The organism is Allobosea sp. RAF48 (assembly GCF_052114025.1).
Classification (GTDB): Bacteria; Pseudomonadota; Alphaproteobacteria; order Rhizobiales; family Beijerinckiaceae; genus Allobosea.
This window is the reverse complement of sequence record NZ_JBFRDZ010000004.1, coordinates 158,688-177,861: the sequence shown is the minus strand read 5'-3', so window position 1 is coordinate 177,861 and position 19,174 is coordinate 158,688. Positions and strand designations below refer to the sequence as shown.

The following is a 19,174-nucleotide window of genomic DNA, read 5'->3' as shown; positions in this document are numbered from 1 at the left end:
CTATCGCTTCGCGGCGCGATCGGATGAACTCCGAGAATCGGCGGGGGAGTCCATGCATGTGTGATCGCGTTGCGTTCGCTTCGACTTGCATCTCGGCAAGGCACGCGCCTTCGTTCGGTTGGCACGGCATCGGTGCCTTGGTCGCCATTTCGCTCGGCCTGTCGGGCTGCATTCTCGGCAGCGAGCATCCGGCTGCCGATTTGGAGGTGCCCGCCAGCTACCGAGGCGGAAACCGAAGCCCCGACGCGGCGCTGCCCGGTCTCGACTGGTGGCGCGGCTTCCGCTCCGCAGAGCTCACGAGCCTGATCGAAGCCGCGCAATCCGCCAACCTCGACATCGCGGTCGCAGTCGCACAGATTGTCCAGGCGGATGCGCAGGCCGGGATCGCCGGTGCGCCGTTGCTCCCGACCGTGACTGGAACTGGCAACGCAGAGCGCATACGGCTGCCGACGACCAGCGGCAGTTCGGGGTCCAGCACGAAGTCCCAGTTCGGCGTCGGGCTGACGGCGAGCTACATGATCGACTTCTGGGGAAAAAACCGAGCAACCCTATATGCCGCGCAGGAGAATGCCATAGCGGCCAGGTACAATCGCGACGTCGTCACCCTCAGTACGACCGTCAGCGTCGCCAATACCTACTTCCAGATCCTGACGGCCAACGACCGCTTGCGGATCGCCTACAGCAACGTCGCCGCGGCCGAGCGGATACTGACGCTGGTGCGGCAGCAATTCAACGCCGGAACGGTGTCGCAGCTCGATCTCTCCCAACAGGAGACACTCGTCGCGACGCAGAAGGCGACGGTCCCGCCACTCGAGCTTGCCGCGGCCCAGAACAACGTGACCTTGGCCCTTTTGCTCGCCCGGGCGTCTGCGAATTTCAGAGTGATCAGCGGTGGTATGGCAAAGGTTTCGGTGCCGCGGGTGACGCCGGGCCTGCCATCGGAGCTATTGCACCGCAGACCCGATGTGCTGGAGGCTGAGGCACAGCTCGCCGCATCAAATTTCAGCGTCGAGTCAGCGCGGGCGGCCTTCTTTCCGCAGATCCAGCTTACAGGTATTGGCGGCTTCCAAAGCAAGGCGCTGACCTCGCTGTTTGGACCGGGTGCTTGGTACTATACGCTGGCCGCCGGCTTGACGCAGCCGATCTTCGACGGATGGCTCCTGCAAAGCCAACTCGACCAAGCGAGGGGGGCACAACTGCAGGCCTTGCAGGCCTACCGTCAATCGGTTCTCTCGTCCTTTGCCGATGTCGAGAAAGCACTGGTGGCGCTGACCCAGATAACCCGGCAGGAAAGGCTTCAGTCAGAGGTCGTCACCAGTGCGCGCCGGGCCTTCGAAGTCGCCGAAGCGCAGTTGCGCGGCGGCACGGCAAATCTCATCAGCGTATTGCAGAGCCAGCAGACGCTCTTTGCCGCCGAGGATAATCTGGCGCAGGTCAGATTAAACCGCTTTCTTGCCGCGACGAGCCTGTTTCAGGCGCTGGGCGGCGGATGGACCCGCGATCTGCCACCTCTTTGATGATGCTCAGACGGATACCGCAACCGCGCATGTATCCGGCATCTCGGAGGCCCGAGCCGGATCTGGAACGCGTTCCTGTCCACCGATGCGCCAGTTGCGTTCGGCCTTGATCTGTCTCCGACGCGCTCATGCGGATCTTGCGCGGTCGAGATCGGCGCCGTTCTCAGCGGCGTCGCCGCAAGCTCCAAGTCAATAGCCCAGCGCTTCAAGTGGCCACTGAATCTCTCGATGAGTTCATGCTACACTGCGCGCGTTCTCGCGGACGAGCCGTGGATATGACCGTGGTCGCGCCGAAGACCGGAGAAGCATACCGGGCGGCTCGATCTTGAAAGCTCCGAACCCCGGATGCGGCTAGCGCGGCCATGATGCGATCGATCCGTATTGTTAGGTGCCAACCCTGCGATAGGGTGCTCGTTGCTTGGGAGGGTCCAACGCCTCGAAGGTTTCGTCATGATGAAACGGTTAGGTGTGGCGCTGCCGATAGTTCTCTGCCTTCAAAGCTCTTTGGCCTTTGGCCAAACGGGAGAATGCCAGCGCGAGATCGCGCAGATTGAACAGCTCGTTCAGAGCCGGAAAGAGACCCCTGAGTACGACGAAACGGCGCAGGCCAGGCTCCACCGGCAGCCGACTGCGCAATCGATGGCGCAGGCCAGCAAAGAGGCTTGGAACGAGCTCGATGATCGCTTGGCCAAAGCCCGTATCCTCGCGCAAAAGCAGGATGTAAAAGGCTGCATGGCGATGGTCAGGGAGATAAAACTGTCTCTCGGTGCAACGAACTGACGTTTTCGGCGGTCATCGCACATCCTCTCGGGAGTGAAGCAGCGCTCCATTCGTTCATTCCCAGACCGAGCCGTCGAAGACGGGATCGCTTTCTCCGGTCTCGCGCCCCAACGAATTGCGGCGTACGATGATGACTGGAGCCGGATCCGATCGGGCTGAATGCCCCTGGTCGGAACGGGCCGGTCAACGTGCTGCAGACCAGCGCGCGCTGATCCAGGGGCGGGATCTAACGCAAGGTAATCGCGACGCCGACGGTATAGCCATCTGCTGTTCTATTCAATAAAATGCGTTAACAGCGAGGGTCTGGTCATGGGACGCCTGCGGGGCTTTGCGGTTGGTGCGGTCCTTTCGGTTGTGCCTGCAAGCCTGAGCGCGCAGCAGACGGGTGACACGCAACAGGGGCTGGCGTTCGCGCGGCAGGCTTGTGCTGCTTGTCACGCGGTGGAGCGCGGGCAGCCTTCTTCGCCGAACGCCCAGGCGCCGCCGTTCGGCGCGATCGCGAACACGCGCGGTATGACCGGGATGGCGTTGTATGCGTTCCTCCGGACGTCTCACCCTACAATGCCGAACCTGATCTTGGAGGCAGACGAAATCGCCAATGTCGCTGCCTACATCCTCAGCTTGAAGGGGGGACAGTGACGGGCAGTCGAAAGCACTCGGTCAAACGGCGGAGCGCGGCGAATTTGCCGGCGGCCTCCCGCGCGCCGGGCCTGGTGTAACCGCCCCATCGATCTGTCCGAACCGCGCAGCAGCCGCGCCCAGGCATGCTTCCTCGGCCTGCTGCTGCGAGCGTCGCCGCCGGCGCGGGGTTGCCGGCGAACCACTCGAAGGGAACTCGGGGGAGGGTATGGTTATGGGGATGGCAGGTGGACGCCGCGCATATTTGGGCGTCGTTGCGGCTCTGCTCGTGGCACCTGCGAGTGAGGGAGCGGCCGCCGATAGCGCCAGAGGACAGCGGATTGCCGAGCGCTGGTGCGCCGAGTGCCATGTCGTTGCTCCCGGGCAGCGGCGGGCCTCCGACGCTGTCCCGACTTTCGCCCAGATCAGCAGGGCCGGGCGCTTCGACGAAGCGACGCTCGCAGCCTTCCTGGCGAACCCGCATGACACGCGCATGCCGAACCTGTCGCTCACGCGTTCCGAGATTGCGGATCTCGTCGCTTACATCAAGCGCCGGGTGAAATAGGGATCAGCGCCGTTCTGCAACGTGGCGCCAGGAGAGGCCCACTCGCGCCGCGCTCTGACCGCATGGATGGCGACGCAGACCAGCGCCGCTAACGCGCCTGCTCAACCCTGACGGCATGGTGACGTGATAGCCAGGTTGCACGTCTCGGGTATCAGACAGGGCTCCTTCGGTTGCAACCTGACATCGCAGCATTCGTTCGCGAACCGCGCTTCGCTCGGGCATGGCGACGGCCTTCCTAAGCGCTCTGCCTATAAATTGGCGGCGAGCCGTCCGCTGTCCCTTCGAAACAAGCACGCGGACTGGTTGGAGAACTGCGCCGACGCACTTTTTCGTTTTGCGCTGTTCGGTTGTTCGCGCTTCTTCCAAGGGAAAGAGATTTAAGACGGCTGAACTTGACGAATATCAATGCCGTTTTGCGCGACGGGAGAATGATCGTTCGTTCGAACGGAGTCTCGTTATGCAGATTGCCAGCCAGAATGGAACGATCTGCTTTCTGGGATCGTCCGACGGCTTCGGTGGTGGCGCCGACTGGATCGAGATGGTTTCCACCCATATTTCGATTGTGCTGTTGATCGGCCCCCGCGCCCTCAAGCTGAAGCGTCCGGTCAAGTTGCCTTACGTCGATCTGTCGACGCCGGAACGGCGACTGGCGATGTGCGAGCACGAACTGATGCTGAACCGCCGGACCGCGCCAGATCTGTATCGTGCGGTTCATAGGATCACGCGTGAGCGGAACGGCGATCTGGCGCTGAATGGTCAGGGCGAGTTGGTCGACGCTGTGCTGGAGATGGAACGCTTCGACGACAGTTTCCTGTTCGACCGAATGGCGCAGCGCGGGCGTCTCACGGCAGACGATATGGCCGAGCTCGCAGGAGCGGTCGCACGTTTCCACCGCACGGCGCCCGTCTCGGCCGACAGCGACGGGGCGAAGCGAATGGAGCGCGTGCTCACCGTCAACGAACGATCCTTCGCCCATGCCGATATACTGTCACGGAGCGAGGTGGAGCCCGTCATCTCCGCTTGCCGCGAAGCGCTCGCGCGCCATGCGGGGCTGCTCGACCGGAGAGCGCGGGAAGGGAAGGTCCGGCGCGGGCACGGCGATCTGCATCTGCGCAATATCTGCCTGGTCGAGGGCAAGCCGCTGCTTTTCGATTGCCTGGAGTTCGACGAGGACCTTGCGACCGTAGATGTCCTCTACGACCTCGCCTTCGTTCTGATGGATCTCTGGCACCGCAAGCTCGCGCCGCTCGCGAACATCCTGTTCAATCGCTATCTCGACGCCACGGGCGATGAGACCGGCATCCGCTTGCTGCCCTTCTTCATGGCGGTGAGAGCTGCCGTGCGTGCACATGTCACCGCCATCGATAGCGGCAAACCTTCGGCTTCGCGGTTGTCCGAGGCGCAAGCTTATCTGCAGCTTTGCCGCGACCTTCTGAAGGGGAGGCGGCCCATGTTCGTCGCCATCGGCGGCTATTCGGGTTCGGGAAAGTCGACGCTCGCGGCGCAAGTCGCACCGACGCTCGGGCCGCCGCCTGGCGCTCGGATCTCGGCCAGCGATCGGATCCGAAAGAAGCTCTGCGGTGTCGCCGCCGAGACGCGGCTATCCGCCGATGCCTATAGCGACGAGATCTCTGCCCGGACCTATCGCGCGATGACGCAACTCGCGGAGAGCGCGCTGGCACAGGGCCACGCGGCTGTCGCCGATGCCGTGTTCGACCGTCGTGCCGAACGCGAGCGGATCGAGGAGGTTGCCCGGCGCGCCGGTGTGCCGTTCTGCGGCCTTTGGCTCCAGGCACCCGAACAGATGCTCGTTCAGCGCGTGGCTGCGCGCCACGGCGATCCCTCCGATGCCACGCCGGACGTCGTTATGGCTCAGATCGCCCGGCATGGTGCGGCGACGGAATGGGCGTGGATCCCGGCGCGGGGCGACGTCGACGTCGTCGCAACCGCAGCCCTTGCCGAGATCGGCTCTCACACGACGGTGCAGGCGATCTGGCCGAATCCGGTCTGCACGCGACCGGAAACCCACGGCATCGGATAAGCGGGAGGCCGGCAGCGCAGGCCGTCTCGCAGGTGACGAGGGATCGCGCTCAAAGCTACCGTGTTGCTGAGCCGGCGCTCAGTCGAGAGACTGGGGGGCCGGAACGCTGCCTCAGATCGTTTCTGTCGCGGAAGGCACTCTCGATCGAGGAGCAAACGCGAACGCACCGCTAATTCCTTCGATGTGCATGGCTTCTGGAAGAGGCGCCCGGCGGGCTGCATCATTGTGCGGCGCCGAGGGGCTGCAATGGCGGCAGCTTCCATTTCCCCGTCATGGCGGCCCTGCTGGGGCCATACACGCGCGCAACGAGGCTGCATCGCCCGGCAGGAGCCGGCAGCCAGTTGCTCTCCTTGCCGGCCCCCGGCGAGGTATTGCTGACGTAGATATCCAGCGAACCGTCCTTGCCGTAGACCAAACCCTTGGTTCGATCGCCGATCGAGTATCGATTGATCGCATTGGCATACAGCAGCCGGTCCGGCAGCGTGTACATCGTCATCGACCAGAAGAAGCGTCCCGGCGGAAGGCTGGCTTTCGTGAAGTGCACGACGGATGGCTTCGTGCCGTCGCAGAGATAGCCGCCATACCACGCTTCCTCGATCGAGTTGCCGAAGAGCCCCTTCATCGCGGCAACGGCGCGGTTGAGGTAGTTGTTCTTGAGCTGCGCGCGCGAGCCGAAGAGGCCGTTCGTATCGAAAGTCTTCGCCGCGAGCGCGTCGATCGCGGTCTGGCCGTCCTTCACACCAGCATCGATGGCGGCGAGCGTCGCCGGAGCAACCTTCGCCGGGTCCCACGCCTTGCCCGGCTCGATGCCGATCGTTGCGAAGCGCTTGCGCAAGGCCACTTCGCTGGGATCGGGCGGCTCAGCCAGTTGCAGCATGAAGTTGAGATAGCCGATGAAGTCGTGCGTGCGCGCCTTGGCGGGGTCATAGGCCGGGAATGACAATGCGGGCGCCGGCGGAGGTGCGGGATGGCCCAGGAATGCGCTCAGGGGCTGGAGCTTGTACTGCGCCTGCAGCGCTTTCAGGTTCGCGACATCCTCGGGTCCCGACAGCGAGGTCCGCGTCAGCGTGCCGACGATGTCGGTCTCGGCCCGGAAAACCCGCTTGATGCCCGCGGGCTTGGTGCCTTTCCATTTCGGGCCGGCGATCATGTAGCTGCCGGCGCCGAACCCGGTCGACCTCACCCCGACATAAGCAAAGTTCTGCGTGAACAGGTCGATCCACTGCATCACGTAGTAGCGATCCTTGGCCACGGCCGGAACGGAGACCACGATCGGCTCGGCCCGCAGATCGAGCCACGCCCACGAATAGGGCGTGTCGTTGTTCGGCGTGACGATGTCCTTGTTGTCCGGAGTGAAAGGCTCCGAATAATGCCGGAACTTGTTGAAGCCCCCGACATATTCAGGCGCCTTGTCGTCGACCGCCTGCTTCCGCCAGGTCTGATAGCCTTCCAGGATCGGATAGGCGTAGATGTAGGCCTCCTTCGCGATGGCGCGCACCTGCTCCGCAGAGGGAGTCTGTGCTCCCGCACTCAGAGGAAGAGCAGCGACAACCGATATCAGGAAAATGCTGAGAGCGCGGAACATGCTGACCTCATCTCAGTGAAGATTAAATTTGCCGGAGCTTTGTCCATTCGGCGAACCTGCAGCCGGCGGCTCTGCTTGAAAGCAGTGAGCGTTTCGCATGAACGCCGCCGACGCACCGCGCTTACCGAACGATTTGCGCCTCCGGGAACTTCCACTTGCCGCTCAGGATTTCGGCGCGCGGCCGGTAAAGGCGAACCATGTAGTTCCAGCCTTTCATGATCGGCATGCAGTTGGGGATTTTGCCGTCGCAGCCGCCGAATTGAACCGTGATCGATCCGTCATCGCTCTTCTTTGCCGTGATGTTGTTCAGCGAATAGGCGTCGAGCGGGTTCTTTTCGTAATAGCCTTCCGGATTGTAGAGACTGATCGACCAGAAGCCATCCACCGGCACGTCCTTGACGTTCAGCTTGTAGACCGTCGTTCCATCATTCCGGGCTGGCGTGACGTTGAGGTAGATGGCCTCCTTGTCGGGATTGCCGCCCCAGGCCGAGGCGGCTCCGATCAGTCGACGAACCGGGTCGACTTGCGCTTTCGTGCCGAACATGCGGTTCGCATCGGGAAGCGTCGAGGCCAGGACGAGGAGCGCATCGCGTACCTTCTTCTGGCTCGCTGGATCCCAGGCGGGCACAACGAAGGTGCCCGGGCCATTCTGCTTGACCTTGATCGCGTCCTGCAGGGCATGCACCTGCTGGACATCCTTCGGATCTGCTGGATCAACCAGGGTGCGCACTGCGACGATCGCGTAACGCGTGCCGACCTTCTCGCGGGTCACGGTGCGGGCGCCAGAGCCGTAGCTGACCTGCGGGGTGTACTGGTCCTCGTTGATGACCTGCATCGACACGAAGCGCTTGCCGACATCCGGGATCGTGATCGTGACAGGGCCGGCATCGAGATCGAAGACCGCCGCAGAATACAGCGTGTCGCGGTTCAGGCGGATCACGGTTTGATTGTTGACCGCCGCAGGCTCGCGCCGATGCACGAACTTACCCAAACCGCCGTCCTTGACGACATTGCTGAAGTAGAGATCGGACTCGGCCCGAACGAAGTTGTCCGGAGTGACCTTGATGGCACCGCCGGAATTCCCGCCCGGCGATGCCGGTTGGGCCGAGGCCATGCCTGCCGTGGCGAGGGCGAGGATCGTGGCATGCAATACGAGCGTCGCCTTCATGGAATAGCCCTTTCACACAGACCGTCGGATCGACCCGGCACAGCGGGATCGCGGTTTTGGCGTTTTTGACTGCTGACGATGGATTCTGCTGGTGTCGTGGCTTGAGTTGATCAGACGCACTCGAGGGAGGCAATGCAGCGTGCGACAGGTCAGCCAGCGCTCTGACGCCGGACATGACACGGCCTTTTCTGCAAGGTGCGCTTTCCACCCGTCTCGGGCCTATCAACGTCCGCGAGGGGGCGTTTCAATGTGACTGGCAGAAAGGCCTCTGCCGGCAAACGCAATCAGACCAGATTGCACACGCGCTTTTCGGCATTCCTGCGGGCGAACAACACCGGTATCGCTTGAGCGTTGACCATGTCCCGGCACAGCCAGTTGGCGAACTGAGGGCGGAACTGCTCGGCGGGAAGAAAGCGCGCCGAATGGCGCTGCAACGGTCTGCGTGTTAGCGTGTACATAAAATTGTTACCGATCGTAACATCCGCCCCGTGGCCCTATCCGGAACATTCCGCCATGGCCGAACCGGCGTCCCGCAACGCCCATATTTTGGTCGTGGACGACGATCCGCGCATCCGCCAGATGTTGGCCCGCTACTTCGAAGAGGAAGGCTATCACGTCAGCGCGGTGGCGGATGGGCGGGGGATGCGCGATGCGTTGCAGCGCTTCGCGATCGACATCATTCTGCTGGATCTGATCTTGCCTGGCGGCGAGGATGGATTGGCGCTGGCGCGCGAGGTCCGCACAAGGTCGGATGTGCCGATCATCATGCTGACGGGGCGCGACGAGGTTGTGGATCGGATCGTCGGACTGGAAATCGGGGCCGACGATTACATCGCAAAGCCGTTTCATCTGCGGGAAGTCCTGGCAAGGTTACGCACTGTGCTGCGCCGCCACCATTCACGGCCCCTTCAATCGATCGATACCGAAGAAGGGGAGGTGATCCGATTCAATGGATGGATGCTCGACGCGCGGCAACGTCGACTGGTGACGCCGGAGGGAGCGGAAGTCGATCTCACGACGGGAGAGTTCAACATCCTGCTGGTGATGGCTAAGCATCCCGGGCGCGTCTTCTCACGAGATACATTGATGAATTTGACGCGAGGCCGCAATTACGAGGCGTTTGACCGAGCGATTGACGCGCAGATCTCACGCCTGCGTAAGAAGATCGAGGCTGACAAGAATGCGCTCCCGCTCATCAAAGCCGTGCGAGGAGTTGGCTACGTCTTCACAGGTCAGTCATTAGCTCCGCACGACCTGGGCCGTGGACTGATGCATCGCGAATGACCTTTGCAGGCCTTTCGGGGGCTAACGATCACGCCAGCTGTCGTAGCCAGTTCGCCAGGCTGCCAACGTCCGGTTCGATCGACGGCGATATGCGCAGATGCGCGGCGTCCCGGGGCGCGATGCCGAACTGTGCCTTGAAGGCCCGCGAGAAGGCGTCATCGCTCGAAAAGCCGAACTGGCGCGCAATCTTTCCGACGCCGCCCCTCCCGCGCGTCGCGGCATTGAGTGCGAGGCGCGCACGCGCAAGCCTGCGCTGGCGGATGTAGTCCGAAACGCCGCCAATCGGTGCGAACAGCCGGTACAATGCCGAGCGCGACATGCCAAATGCGCTGCAGAGCATTCTGGCATCCAGGCCGGGATCGCCGATATGGCGGTCGATAAAGCGGCAGATCATGGCGACGGTCGCCGTCAGCGTGGCCGGGGCTTCGCGGTCGCGCATCAGCGATGGCGACAGGCAGGCCGACAGCAACTGCGCGCTTGCCTTGGCGATATCGGGTGCTGCGGTCGGTTCGAGCGTGGGCGCCGCCTTCAGCAGGCTGCGGAGATGATCTCCCGCCAGGGAGCCGAGTGGGTTCGCCGAGGAGAGCACGGTGCCGTGCACGCGGTCGAGGCTGCTGGCATCGAGGGCGAGAAGGCTGCGCGGCAGCACCAGGCTGACAGCCCGCATGTCGCTGGCGTGCGACCGCACCGGGCGGGACAGGTCGAAAACCAGGACGTCGCCCGGACCGGCGTGCGTTTCCTCCCCGTCCAGGTCGAGCGTCGTATGACCGGCCTCGTAGAGCTGGATCAGCAGATGATCGACACCGACCGCGCCGATCAGGCCTTCTGAGCGTTCGTAGTGTTGGGCGCTCGTCGCCACGCGCCCGACCAGCGCGGTGCTCAGATGATGCCGGTCGAGCTCGGCATGAAATCCGGTATCCCAGTCCGCTGCAAGCGGCCGGACATCGAAGATCGGCGCGATGGTCTCGCGCCAGTCGCCGAAAATCCGGCGCGCGTGGCTGCCTTCTTCCTTCATCGCCGAGCCCGCCCGTGCCCACGCCGCGCTGCCGGTCGCCGCGCATCAGAGAGGTCTCTAGACGCCGGAGATCTGCCCACCGTCAAGAGGCATTCAGACGCCCCCTGATACGCCGTTCCGGATGATTGGGACGCAACGTCGCCTGCGAGCCATCTCCTCGATTTTCGTTTCATGATACGCGCCGAACGACTGGTCCACGCTTGGTGGACGACGCCCACGAGCCTTGCCTATGCCGATCTCCGCCGCGCGCTGTTCCGGCCTTCGTTCTGCCTTCCTCATCTCGACCGCAGCACCTCTGCTTGCGGCTCTCGTGCCGCTCGTCGCCATGGCGTCGGACGGGACGCCTCTGCCGGATGCCTTCTACGGCCGCCCGGCCCGCGGCCTCCCGCCGGCCCTCACGATGCAGGCGCCCGCGTACTTCGTGACGCCCGAATACAATGCCAGCTATGGACTCGCCCAGATCAACGCCGCCGACGCCTATTCGCTTGGGCTCAGCGGGAGGGGCGTGCTCGTGGCGGTGGTCGACAGCGGCATCGACCCGGCTCATTCCGAATTTGCCGGCAGGCTTTCGCCACTGTCCCGCAATTTCGGCTTCGACCGACCTGATCCAGCCGACCTCCTCGATCGTGATAGGACGTCGCACGGGACACATGTCGCCGGGACCATTGCCGCTGCGAGAGACGGCAACGGCATGCATGGCGTTGCCTACAATGCCGAGATTCTGGCCTTGCGCGCGATCGTCCCGGCCGGCGGTGACGTTGCCGCCGCCATCCGCTACGCGAGCGAGCAGGGCGCAAAGGTCCTGAACGGCAGCTACGGCCCGTCCTATCCCTCGCTGAGCCTGCCGGACGGCAGCCCAAACCCGGACTACAGCCTCGTCCCGATCCAGCCCTACCATGTCGACGGCACCTCCGCCGAAGTCTCGGCCATTCGACAGGCCGGCGCTGCGGACATGGTCATGGTCTTCGCCGCCGGCAACGAGCGTGAGGACCAGCCGGTGATCGCCCAGAATCCGACGGGGGCCGCATTCTACCCGGCAATCCGTCCCGAGAATGCCGGCAAGAACCTCTACGTCTTTCTCGACAACAACGGCGACGAGGTCGGCTCAAGCCACCTGAACTACTCTGATCTCCAGCCGTACACGCTCGCCGTCGTCGCGGTGGATCGCGATCGCAAGATCGCATCATTCAGCAACTACTGCGGCATCGCGGCCGCTTGGTGCCTCGCCGCTCCGGGAGTCGACATCCTCTCGACCGTGACCCCGGACAAGGGAATCTCTCCCACGCAGCCGTATAATCTCTCGAGCGGGACCTCGATGGCCGCCCCGCATGTGGCGGGTGCGGCGGCCCTCGTCCGCGAAGCCTTCCCGTTCATGACAGCTCCGCAGGTGGTCCAGTCGATCCTGACCACAGCGACCGATCTCGGCTCTCCCGAAATCTACGGCTGGGGTTTGCTCAACGTCGGCAAGGCGGTGCGCGGCCCTGGCCAGTTTGTGCAGACTTTCGACGTCGACACGAAAGGCTATTCGGCGACGTTCGGCAATGACATTGCCGGTGTGGGCGGGCTGATCAAGCGGGGCGAAGGTCGCCTCGAGCTGACCGGCCGCAATACCTATGGTGGAGGCACCTCCGTCGTCGGGGGGACGCTCGCACTGAACGGCTCCGTTGCCTCCGCCGTGTCCGTCGGTCGGCAGGGCACATTGCGCGGAACCGGCTCGATCGAGGCCGGCCTATTCAGCGCCGGCACGGTCATGCCCGGCAACTCCCCGGGAACGCTGTTCGTCAAGGGGCCGGTGAGCTTCGGCGGCACGAACCGCTTCGTCCTCGACATGGACGGAACCGGCACAGGCAACGGTGCGGGCAATTATTCCCGCCTCGTCGCCCAGACCACGTTGGGACATGTCACGGTAGACGGGCGGATCGTCCCGGTACTGCGTGGTATCACCGGCGATGCGAGCAATGTCTTTACGCCTTCGCTCGGAACCGCCTTCCGTGTGTTGGTGGCCGAGGGGGGCTTGAGCGGCAGTTTCAGCGGACTGGACCAGCCGGCTAGCGGCCTGCCTGGAAATGCCCGCTTTGACGCCCTGTATGGTACCTCGGGGCTTTCGCTGATCGTGACCCCCGGCTCCTACGCCGCCCTCGCTGGCCTGAGCGGCAATGCCTGGTCCGTCGCGAGGGCGCTCGACACCGTTCGGCCGGCCGCGGGTACCCGCCCGGATACGGCGCGGCAGGAGGTGTTCGATGCGCTCTACACCACGGCACCCAGCGCACTTTCAAATTCGCTGAGTTCGCTATCCGGCCAGAGCTATGCCGATGCCCGCATGGCGATGATGAACGCGCAGAGGACGGTGGGCACGGCACTCGATCAGCGCCTGACCGCTGGCGGAGCTGCTCGCTCCAACCCGGTGGCCGGTCTGGGAGCTGCCGGTTATTCCAGCCTTGGCGGTGCCGTGGCTGAGCCTGGCCGGGTGCAACCGGTCGCGGACGGTGCGCTGTGGGGGCAAGCGCTCTACGGTTTCGGGCGCACAGGCCGAGACGCGAATGGAGCGGGCTCGAGCTTCGGCCTCGCCGGTGCCCTTGTCGGCGCGGAAAGGACCGCGTTCGAGACCGGATTGGTCGGCGCCGCCCTGGGGTACTCACGCTCGAACGGAGACTCGAAGACCGATGCTGCCGGCCGCGACGCGGTCGACAACTACAGTCTCGCAACCTATGGCCGTGCCGACTTCGGTGCCGTGACGCTGCGCGGTTCGATCGGAGCCAGCTACGGCAAAACGGACGTCCGCCGAACGATCCAGCTCAGCAATGTCCAGCGTCTCGCGCATGGGGAGGGCGAAGGCTACGGCGTCTTCGGCAATGTCATCGCCGGATATCGTCTTGCCTCGCTTGCCGGTCTCGATCTGTCGCCCGAAGCCGGCATCAGCCTGAACTACTTCCAGCAGGACGGCCTGACCGAGACCCAGGCTGGCGCTTTTGCCTTGACCCTGCGCGGCCAAAGCCAGACCTCTGCACGCTCCCTGCTCGGCGCCCGGCTATCGACGCCGCTGGCGAGCGACGCGAAGCTGCGCCTCGACATCAAGGCCTACTGGTCTCACGAGCTGGCCGACAATGTCGCCGTTCTGCAGACCAGCCTGCTCGGGGCGAGCTTCCTGACGCGAAGCCCCGAGGCCGCGCGGGACGGCGCAGTCATCGGTGCCAGCCTGTCGGGCTTCATCACGCCGCAGATCGAGGTGACCGGCTCCTACGATGGCGACCTCCGCATGGGTGCCACGACCCATCGCTTCGCCTTCCAGGCGATGACCCGTTGGTAGGCTGCCGGGAGATGTCAATGGGCCCAACCTTCAGAAGGCGCCTGCTGGGCGCCGGCCTGCCGGCACTTCTCATCGCCTTCATTCTCGGGGCGATGCTCTGGCACCAGCATCGCAGCCTCGAGAACGTCGCATCCCGTAGCCGGGAAGAGCAGATGCGGCTCGTGGGCTCCTTGCTGAGTTCCAGTTTCGATCAGGCCGCAAAATTCTCGCTCTCGCTCGCCGAGGCTTTTGCGCGCAACGCCGAGATCCGCGAAGCGCTGGCGGCTGAAGATCGCGGTCGACTGCAGTCTCTGTCTGAGGATGCCTACCAATACCTCAGCCGGCAGGCGAACGTGCAGATCTTCGGCTATCACGGCAAGGACCTGCGCTACCTGCTGCGCATGCACCGCCCCGACCAGCATGGCGACGACATATCCGCCTTCCGCGCCATGATCGTCGCCGCCAACCGGCTTCGGCGTGCCCAGACCGGGATCGAGATCGGCATCGCCGGCATCGGCATTCGCGGTGTCGCACTCGTCCAAAGTGGTTCTGAGTTCTTCGGGACTATGGAGGTCGGGCTGGACCTTCGCCCGTTGATCGAGCTGGTCAAAACGGCGACCAATAGCGAAATCGCCGTGATCTCCGCAGCGTCCCTCGTTGGCGTTGCGCTCGACCCCAAACTGCCTTCGGCCGGCGACCTCAGCATCATGGCGTCGACCGACGATCAGCTGTTCCTGAGCCTCCTGCGTGCCCGGGCGGCGCAGCCGCAGCGAGACGTGGAGTTCGGTCGAAGGCAGATCGGCGAACGCGGCTACACGTTCATGAGCCAGCCGCTGGTCGACTTTTCCGGCAAGCTGGTCGGAACCGTCCTGATGCTCAAGGAGGACGCCGGGTCGGACTGGCGCCGCCTGAGCACGGAGCTATGGGTCATCGCCCTTTGCGGCGGCATACTCGCTTTCGTTGGCTTCCTCGTGCTCTCGCGCCTGCGGCGGCTCGCTTCATGACTTGCCGCTTGTTCCTCCTTCTCTTGATCCTTCTTGGTATGCCTCAGGGCGCATCGGGAGAGGAAAGGGCGAGCAGTGGCAGAACCACGCTGCCGGAGGCAGCGGGATTGCCGGTGCGGGTCCACATCGCGTTACGCGTGCTCAACGTCCTTGAGATCAAGGAGGTCTCCGGGCAGGGGCGGCTGCACCTCGAATTGACACAGCGCTGGCGCGACCCGCGCCTTGCTTTCGACGCTGTCGCGCATGGCCTCGCCCGCGAGGACAAGGTGGGCGAGGAGGCCGACAATTATCTGAAGGCCATCTGGTCACCCGGACTCTCGCTCGACAACCAGATCGGCGACAAGGACGCCCGCACGGTAGCTCTCTCGGTGTACGCCAATGGTGAGGTGGTGGTGATCGAGCGCTTCGAAAGCGATTTCCGCTTTCGAATGAACATGGACGCCTTTCCATTCGACCGGCAGCACCTGACGATCGGTCTCTCGCTGCCGCGCTATGCGCAGCAGGAGGCGATCGTTCTGACAACGGAGGCCGACCGGCCGTTCTCCGGTGTCGAAGACACGCTCTCGGTCGTCGACTGGCGGCCTGTCGGCTTGCGTTTCACCAACGATCTGGCGATCGGCTGGAACGCGCGCTCCTACTCGCGCCTCAACGCGACCGTGACGATCGCGCGCTACGCGGAGCGCTATCTTCTGCGTGTGTTCGTTCCCATTGCAGCCGTGCTGGCGGTCTCCTTGTTCGTGCTGTGGTCTCCGGGCTTGAAGGAGCAGGACAAGGGAGGCCTGATCTTCTCCTCGCTACTGGCCCTGGCCGCGATCAGCTTCACCTTCGAATCCTCCTTTCCGGGGTCGATCTCTCTCAATACCCCCGTCGCCGAGATGATATCGCTTGGTTACCTCTATCTCGTCGCGGTGCTGATGTTCGAAATCGCCCTGTCGGTCGCCATCGCTCACCCCGGTTTCCGTTGGCGCGGCCATGCCGCAGAACTGCGTTGGCATCTGCGTTGGGCTGTACCTGCGATGATGTTGATCATTTGCGTCGGGGCTGCGGTCCGCGCCTTGCCGGGATGACATGGTGGTTGTGTCATCGAGCATTTTGGCGGCGGCGCGCTGCCACACGGAGGTCAGTGACGCGCACAGAACACGTCCCGCCATGGTTCCAGGCGGCGATTACGGGAAGTTTCGGAGCCATGCGGTCTCGCCCCGCCACGGTGGGCCGAGCATCATGCGGTGATTTCATCGGAGAAAATGGTCCGGCCACGCTCGCCTGCGAAGTACTGCCGGAGCCACGGGTCCTCGTGCGCCAGCAGGTGCTGCAGCGTTCCCACGACGATGATCTTGCCTCGTGCAATTGCCGCGATCCTGTCACAGGTCGCGTGAAGGCTGCTCAGATCATGCGTGATCATCATCACAGTCAGACTCAGGCTTGCCTTGAGGGTCAGCAAGAGCTGATCGAAGGCATCGGCCGCGATCGGGTCGAGCCCCGAGGTCGGCTCGTCGAGAAATAGGATCTCGAGATCGAGAGCGAGAGCTCGCGCCAGGGCCGCCCGCTTGGTCATGCCGCCCGAGAGCTCTGCCGGGTATTTTTTCGCTGCATCAAGCGGCAATCCGACCAGCTCGATCTTCAGCATGGCCATCTCGGCCAGCAAACTTGGCGACAGATGCAGAAGCTCGCGCATCGGGAGCTGGATATTTTCGGCGATCGTCAACGAAGAGAACAGGGCGCCCTGCTGAAACATGACGCCGCAGCGCTGTTCGAGGGCTCGTCTCTCGCTTTCTCTCAGGTCATCGAGATTCTTGCCGAAGAGCTCGATGACGCCGCTCCGTTTGGGCACGAGGCCCAGTATGGTGCGCGCCAGAACCGACTTGCCGGAGCCAGACGCTCCGATAACGCCGAGAATCTCGCCGCGCATGATGTCGAGGTCGAGGTGGTCCAGGATCGTCTTGCCGTCCAACACGACCTGCAGTTCCCGGACACGCACCGCGAATTCGCTCTTTTGTCCGGGGTCTTCCGGATCAACAGAATCCATCGACCTCTCCTGGCGAGCTGTTCGAAGGAGGCGCGGGATGTCCTCGGCTGCTTTAGTGCGCGAACAAGAGCGGGATAGATGCGCTGGCGAGGAGTTCCTCGGTAACCCCGCCGAGTACCCATTCGCGGAAACGCGAATGGCCGTAGGCACCTGCGACGATCAGGTCTGCCGAAATCCTCTCAGCTTCTGCGAGAATGGCATCCGGGATGAACCCCCGCGAATTCAGCACGCTTGCGGCTGCTTCGACACCGTGGCGCGCGAGGTGAGCGGTGATATCGGCAAGGACTTCGGCGCCCCCCAGCCGTCCATGCGTTGCTTCCCTGACCGTAATAATCTGCACCTGCGTCGCCTGGGCGATCAAAGGCAATGCCTCTGCCACCGCACGGGCGCTCTGGCGCGTGTCGACCCATGCGATCAGAACGGTTCGGATCGCGGAGCGTGGTACGGCTTGCGGGGGGAGGAGGTAGAGCCCTCTCCCCCCGTCGAACAAGACGCTCTCGATCATGGGGCGCCAGCGCGCGTGGCCGTCGCCGCGTGGACAGGTCGCGACAAAGAGGTCGTTCCAGCGCGCTTCACTGGTGACGGACTGCTCGAGAAGGCCGGGGAAGGCGTCCAGGCGGCGCAATTCGTGAGCGGCCCCAAGGCGGCTCAGGCGCTGTTGCAGTTGCTTTTCGCTGGCGTCTCCTTCCGCGGTGACGTCATCGACCAATTGCCCGATCGCGGAGGTGCCGAATTCACCCACGAAAAGGGCAGGATCGGGCAGAAGATTCGTAAAGATCCCGGTGATCCGCGCCCCGTGGTGCACTGCCAGCGCCTCGGCATGAGCCAAACGCACTTCGTCTTCCGGCGAACCGTCGAGATGGACCGCGATGTCACGATAGGCGGTCCCGGGATTGGGCTGCACCGTTGCGGTGGTGCCCGAAGACAGGATGATATCGTTCATGCCGACCTCCGCATCGATAGTGCTACCCTTGTCCAAGTATTGAGCGGCGGAAGCAGGTTGTCCGCATTGATTTTCGTCAAATGCGCGCGGGTTTCATGCGGTTTGCGCTGAATCAAATCCAACGGCGCGGATTCCCGGCAGGTTGAGGCCACGCGATCTCAACGACGATTTCGGAGAGCGAACATGTCGCCAATGCTTCAGTCCGACGCACCGTCCGCTCCGAGGGCAACGCGGACGAGCCGACCCAAGATGATGTGCGCGGCCGTATTCCAGGAGGCAGGTCGCATCGAGCTTGAAGACAAGCCGGTTCCGGATGTCGGTCCGCTCGACGCGCTGCTGCGCATCACCACGACGACGATCTGCGGCACCGACATCCACATTCTCAAGGGCGAGTATCCTGTCGCGCGCGGCCTGACCATCGGCCATGAACCGGTCGGCTTGATCGAGAAGCTGGGCTCGGAGGTGAGGGGCTTCCGGGAGGGCCAGCGCGTGATCGCGGGCGCGATCACGCCTTCGGGACACAGCGCCGCCTGCCTCTGCGGCTGCGCCTCGCAGGACGGCCCCGGCGAGCGCCACGGCTTCAAGGCGATGGGTGGCTGGCGCTTCGGCAACACCATCGACGGCGCGCAGGCCGAGTACTTGCTCGTGCCCGATGCCATGGTCAATCTCGCCCATGTGCCGTCGGGGCTGACCGACGAGCAGGTGCTGATGTGCCCCGACATCATGTCGACCGGCTTTTCCGGCGCCGAAAGCGGCCGGGTCAGGATCGGCGATTGCGTCGCCGTCTTTGCGCAGGGGCCGATCGGGCTGTGCGCGACGGCCGGCGCCCGCCTGATGGGGGCGACGCGCATCATCGCGGTGGAGAGCATTCCGGAGCGGCAGGCGATGGCGCGCAGGCTTGGCGCCGACGAGATCGTCGACTTCTCGAAGGGCGATCCCGTCGACGAGATCATGCGCCTGACCGACGGGCGGGGCGTCGACGTCGCGATCGAGGCGCTCGGGCGGCAGGAGACCTTTTCTGCAGCGCTGCGCGTGCTGCGGCCGGGCGGCACACTGTCCTCGCTGGGCGTCTATTCGAGCGACCTGACGATCCCGCTCGGCGCCTTCGCCGCAGGGCTCGGCGACCACCGCATCGTCACGACGCTCTGCCCTGGCGGCAAGGAACGGATGCGCCGCCTGATCGATGTCGTCGCGTCCGGCCGGGTCGATCTGGGCGGGTTGGTCACGCACCGCTTCCCGCTGGAGCGCATCAAGGACGCTTACGAGCTGTTCGCGCAGCAGCGGGACGGCGTGCTCAAGGTTGCGATTACCCCCTGAGGGCCGGATCGGTTTCGTTTCCCGG

At 64.0% G+C, this 19,174-nt stretch carries 15 protein-coding genes; 10 read left to right on the top strand and 5 right to left on the bottom strand.

Annotated features, from left to right (window positions below; translation table 11 throughout):
• Positions 1-56 precede the first annotated feature (56 nt).
• The 5 genes from AB4Z10_RS09710 (at position 57) to AB4Z10_RS09690 (ending at position 5,521) form a co-directional block, all read left to right on the top strand.
• Positions 57-1,517: an efflux transporter outer membrane subunit gene (locus tag AB4Z10_RS09710; protein WP_441470186.1), complete on the top strand. Its 1,461-nt coding sequence runs from the start codon at positions 57-59 to the stop codon at positions 1,515-1,517.
• Between the two features lie 450 nt (positions 1,518-1,967).
• Complete coding sequence (locus tag AB4Z10_RS09705) at positions 1,968-2,297, top strand: hypothetical protein (RefSeq protein WP_441470185.1); 330 nt, start codon at positions 1,968-1,970, stop codon at positions 2,295-2,297.
• Positions 2,298-2,606: 309 nt separating this feature from the next.
• Positions 2,607-2,936 carry a c-type cytochrome gene (locus tag AB4Z10_RS09700; RefSeq protein WP_441470184.1) on the top strand — a complete coding sequence of 110 codons (330 nt, stop codon included), beginning with the start codon at positions 2,607-2,609 and terminating at the stop codon, positions 2,934-2,936.
• Positions 2,937-3,204: 268 nt separating this feature from the next.
• Positions 3,205-3,480: a c-type cytochrome gene (locus AB4Z10_RS09695; protein ID WP_441470183.1), complete on the top strand. Its 276-nt coding sequence runs from the start codon at positions 3,205-3,207 to the stop codon at positions 3,478-3,480.
• 457 nt (positions 3,481-3,937) lie between these two features.
• Entirely contained in the window at positions 3,938-5,521 is a 1,584-nt protein-coding gene (locus AB4Z10_RS09690) for a bifunctional aminoglycoside phosphotransferase/ATP-binding protein (RefSeq protein ID WP_441470182.1), read from the top strand.
• Between the two features lie 220 nt (positions 5,522-5,741).
• Here the strand turns inward: AB4Z10_RS09690 and AB4Z10_RS09685 are convergent, their stop codons facing one another.
• Complete coding sequence (locus tag AB4Z10_RS09685) at positions 5,742-7,019, bottom strand: DUF1254 domain-containing protein (protein ID WP_441470181.1); 1,278 nt, start codon at positions 7,017-7,019, stop codon at positions 5,742-5,744.
• Positions 7,020-7,227: 208 nt separating this feature from the next.
• Positions 7,228-8,274, bottom strand: a complete 1,047-nt coding sequence (locus AB4Z10_RS09680; protein ID WP_441470180.1) for a DUF1254 domain-containing protein — start codon at positions 8,272-8,274, stop codon at positions 7,228-7,230.
• A 513-nt stretch (positions 8,275-8,787) separates the two neighbouring features.
• Here AB4Z10_RS09680 and AB4Z10_RS09675 point away from each other — a divergent pair.
• Positions 8,788-9,558 (top strand): response regulator, encoded by a 771-nt coding sequence (locus AB4Z10_RS09675; RefSeq protein ID WP_441470179.1) that lies wholly within the window; start codon positions 8,788-8,790, stop codon positions 9,556-9,558.
• A 28-nt stretch (positions 9,559-9,586) separates the two neighbouring features.
• On the opposite strand, the gene AB4Z10_RS09670 is transcribed toward AB4Z10_RS09675, so the two are convergent.
• Positions 9,587-10,573 (bottom strand): AraC-like ligand-binding domain-containing protein, encoded by a 987-nt coding sequence (locus AB4Z10_RS09670; protein WP_441470178.1) that lies wholly within the window; start codon positions 10,571-10,573, stop codon positions 9,587-9,589.
• A 229-nt stretch (positions 10,574-10,802) separates the two neighbouring features.
• On the opposite strand from AB4Z10_RS09670, the gene AB4Z10_RS09665 reads away from it, so the two are divergent.
• From AB4Z10_RS09665 to AB4Z10_RS09655, 3 genes are read left to right on the top strand one after another with little or no spacing between them, the layout of a single operon-like run.
• Positions 10,803-13,880 carry a S8 family peptidase gene (locus AB4Z10_RS09665; RefSeq protein ID WP_441470177.1) on the top strand — a complete coding sequence of 1,026 codons (3,078 nt, stop codon included), beginning with the start codon at positions 10,803-10,805 and terminating at the stop codon, positions 13,878-13,880.
• A gap of 17 nt (positions 13,881-13,897) precedes the next feature.
• Positions 13,898-14,863 (top strand): cache domain-containing protein, encoded by a 966-nt coding sequence (locus tag AB4Z10_RS09660; RefSeq protein WP_441470176.1) that lies wholly within the window; start codon positions 13,898-13,900, stop codon positions 14,861-14,863.
• A complete protein-coding gene (locus AB4Z10_RS09655) occupies positions 14,860-15,930 on the top strand; it encodes a ligand-gated ion channel (protein ID WP_441470175.1) in 1,071 nt (356 codons plus the stop codon). The genes AB4Z10_RS09660 and AB4Z10_RS09655 overlap by 4 nt, the downstream gene beginning before the upstream one ends.
• A 152-nt stretch (positions 15,931-16,082) precedes the next feature.
• Here the strand turns inward: AB4Z10_RS09655 and AB4Z10_RS09650 are convergent, their stop codons facing one another.
• Together AB4Z10_RS09650 and AB4Z10_RS09645 are read right to left on the bottom strand one after the other, a co-directional pair.
• Positions 16,083-16,889, bottom strand: coding sequence for an ABC transporter ATP-binding protein (locus tag AB4Z10_RS09650; protein ID WP_441470174.1), 807 nt, complete (start codon positions 16,887-16,889; stop codon positions 16,083-16,085).
• Positions 16,890-16,941: 52 nt separating this feature from the next.
• On the bottom strand, positions 16,942-17,832 hold the full coding sequence (locus AB4Z10_RS09645; RefSeq protein ID WP_441470173.1) for a universal stress protein: 891 nt from the start codon (positions 17,830-17,832) through the stop codon (positions 16,942-16,944).
• A gap of 192 nt (positions 17,833-18,024) precedes the next feature.
• On the opposite strand from AB4Z10_RS09645, the gene AB4Z10_RS09640 reads away from it, so the two are divergent.
• Positions 18,025-19,149: an NAD(P)-dependent alcohol dehydrogenase gene (locus tag AB4Z10_RS09640; RefSeq protein ID WP_441470411.1), complete on the top strand. Its 1,125-nt coding sequence runs from the start codon at positions 18,025-18,027 to the stop codon at positions 19,147-19,149.
• The last annotated feature ends 25 nt before the right edge of the window (positions 19,150-19,174 follow it).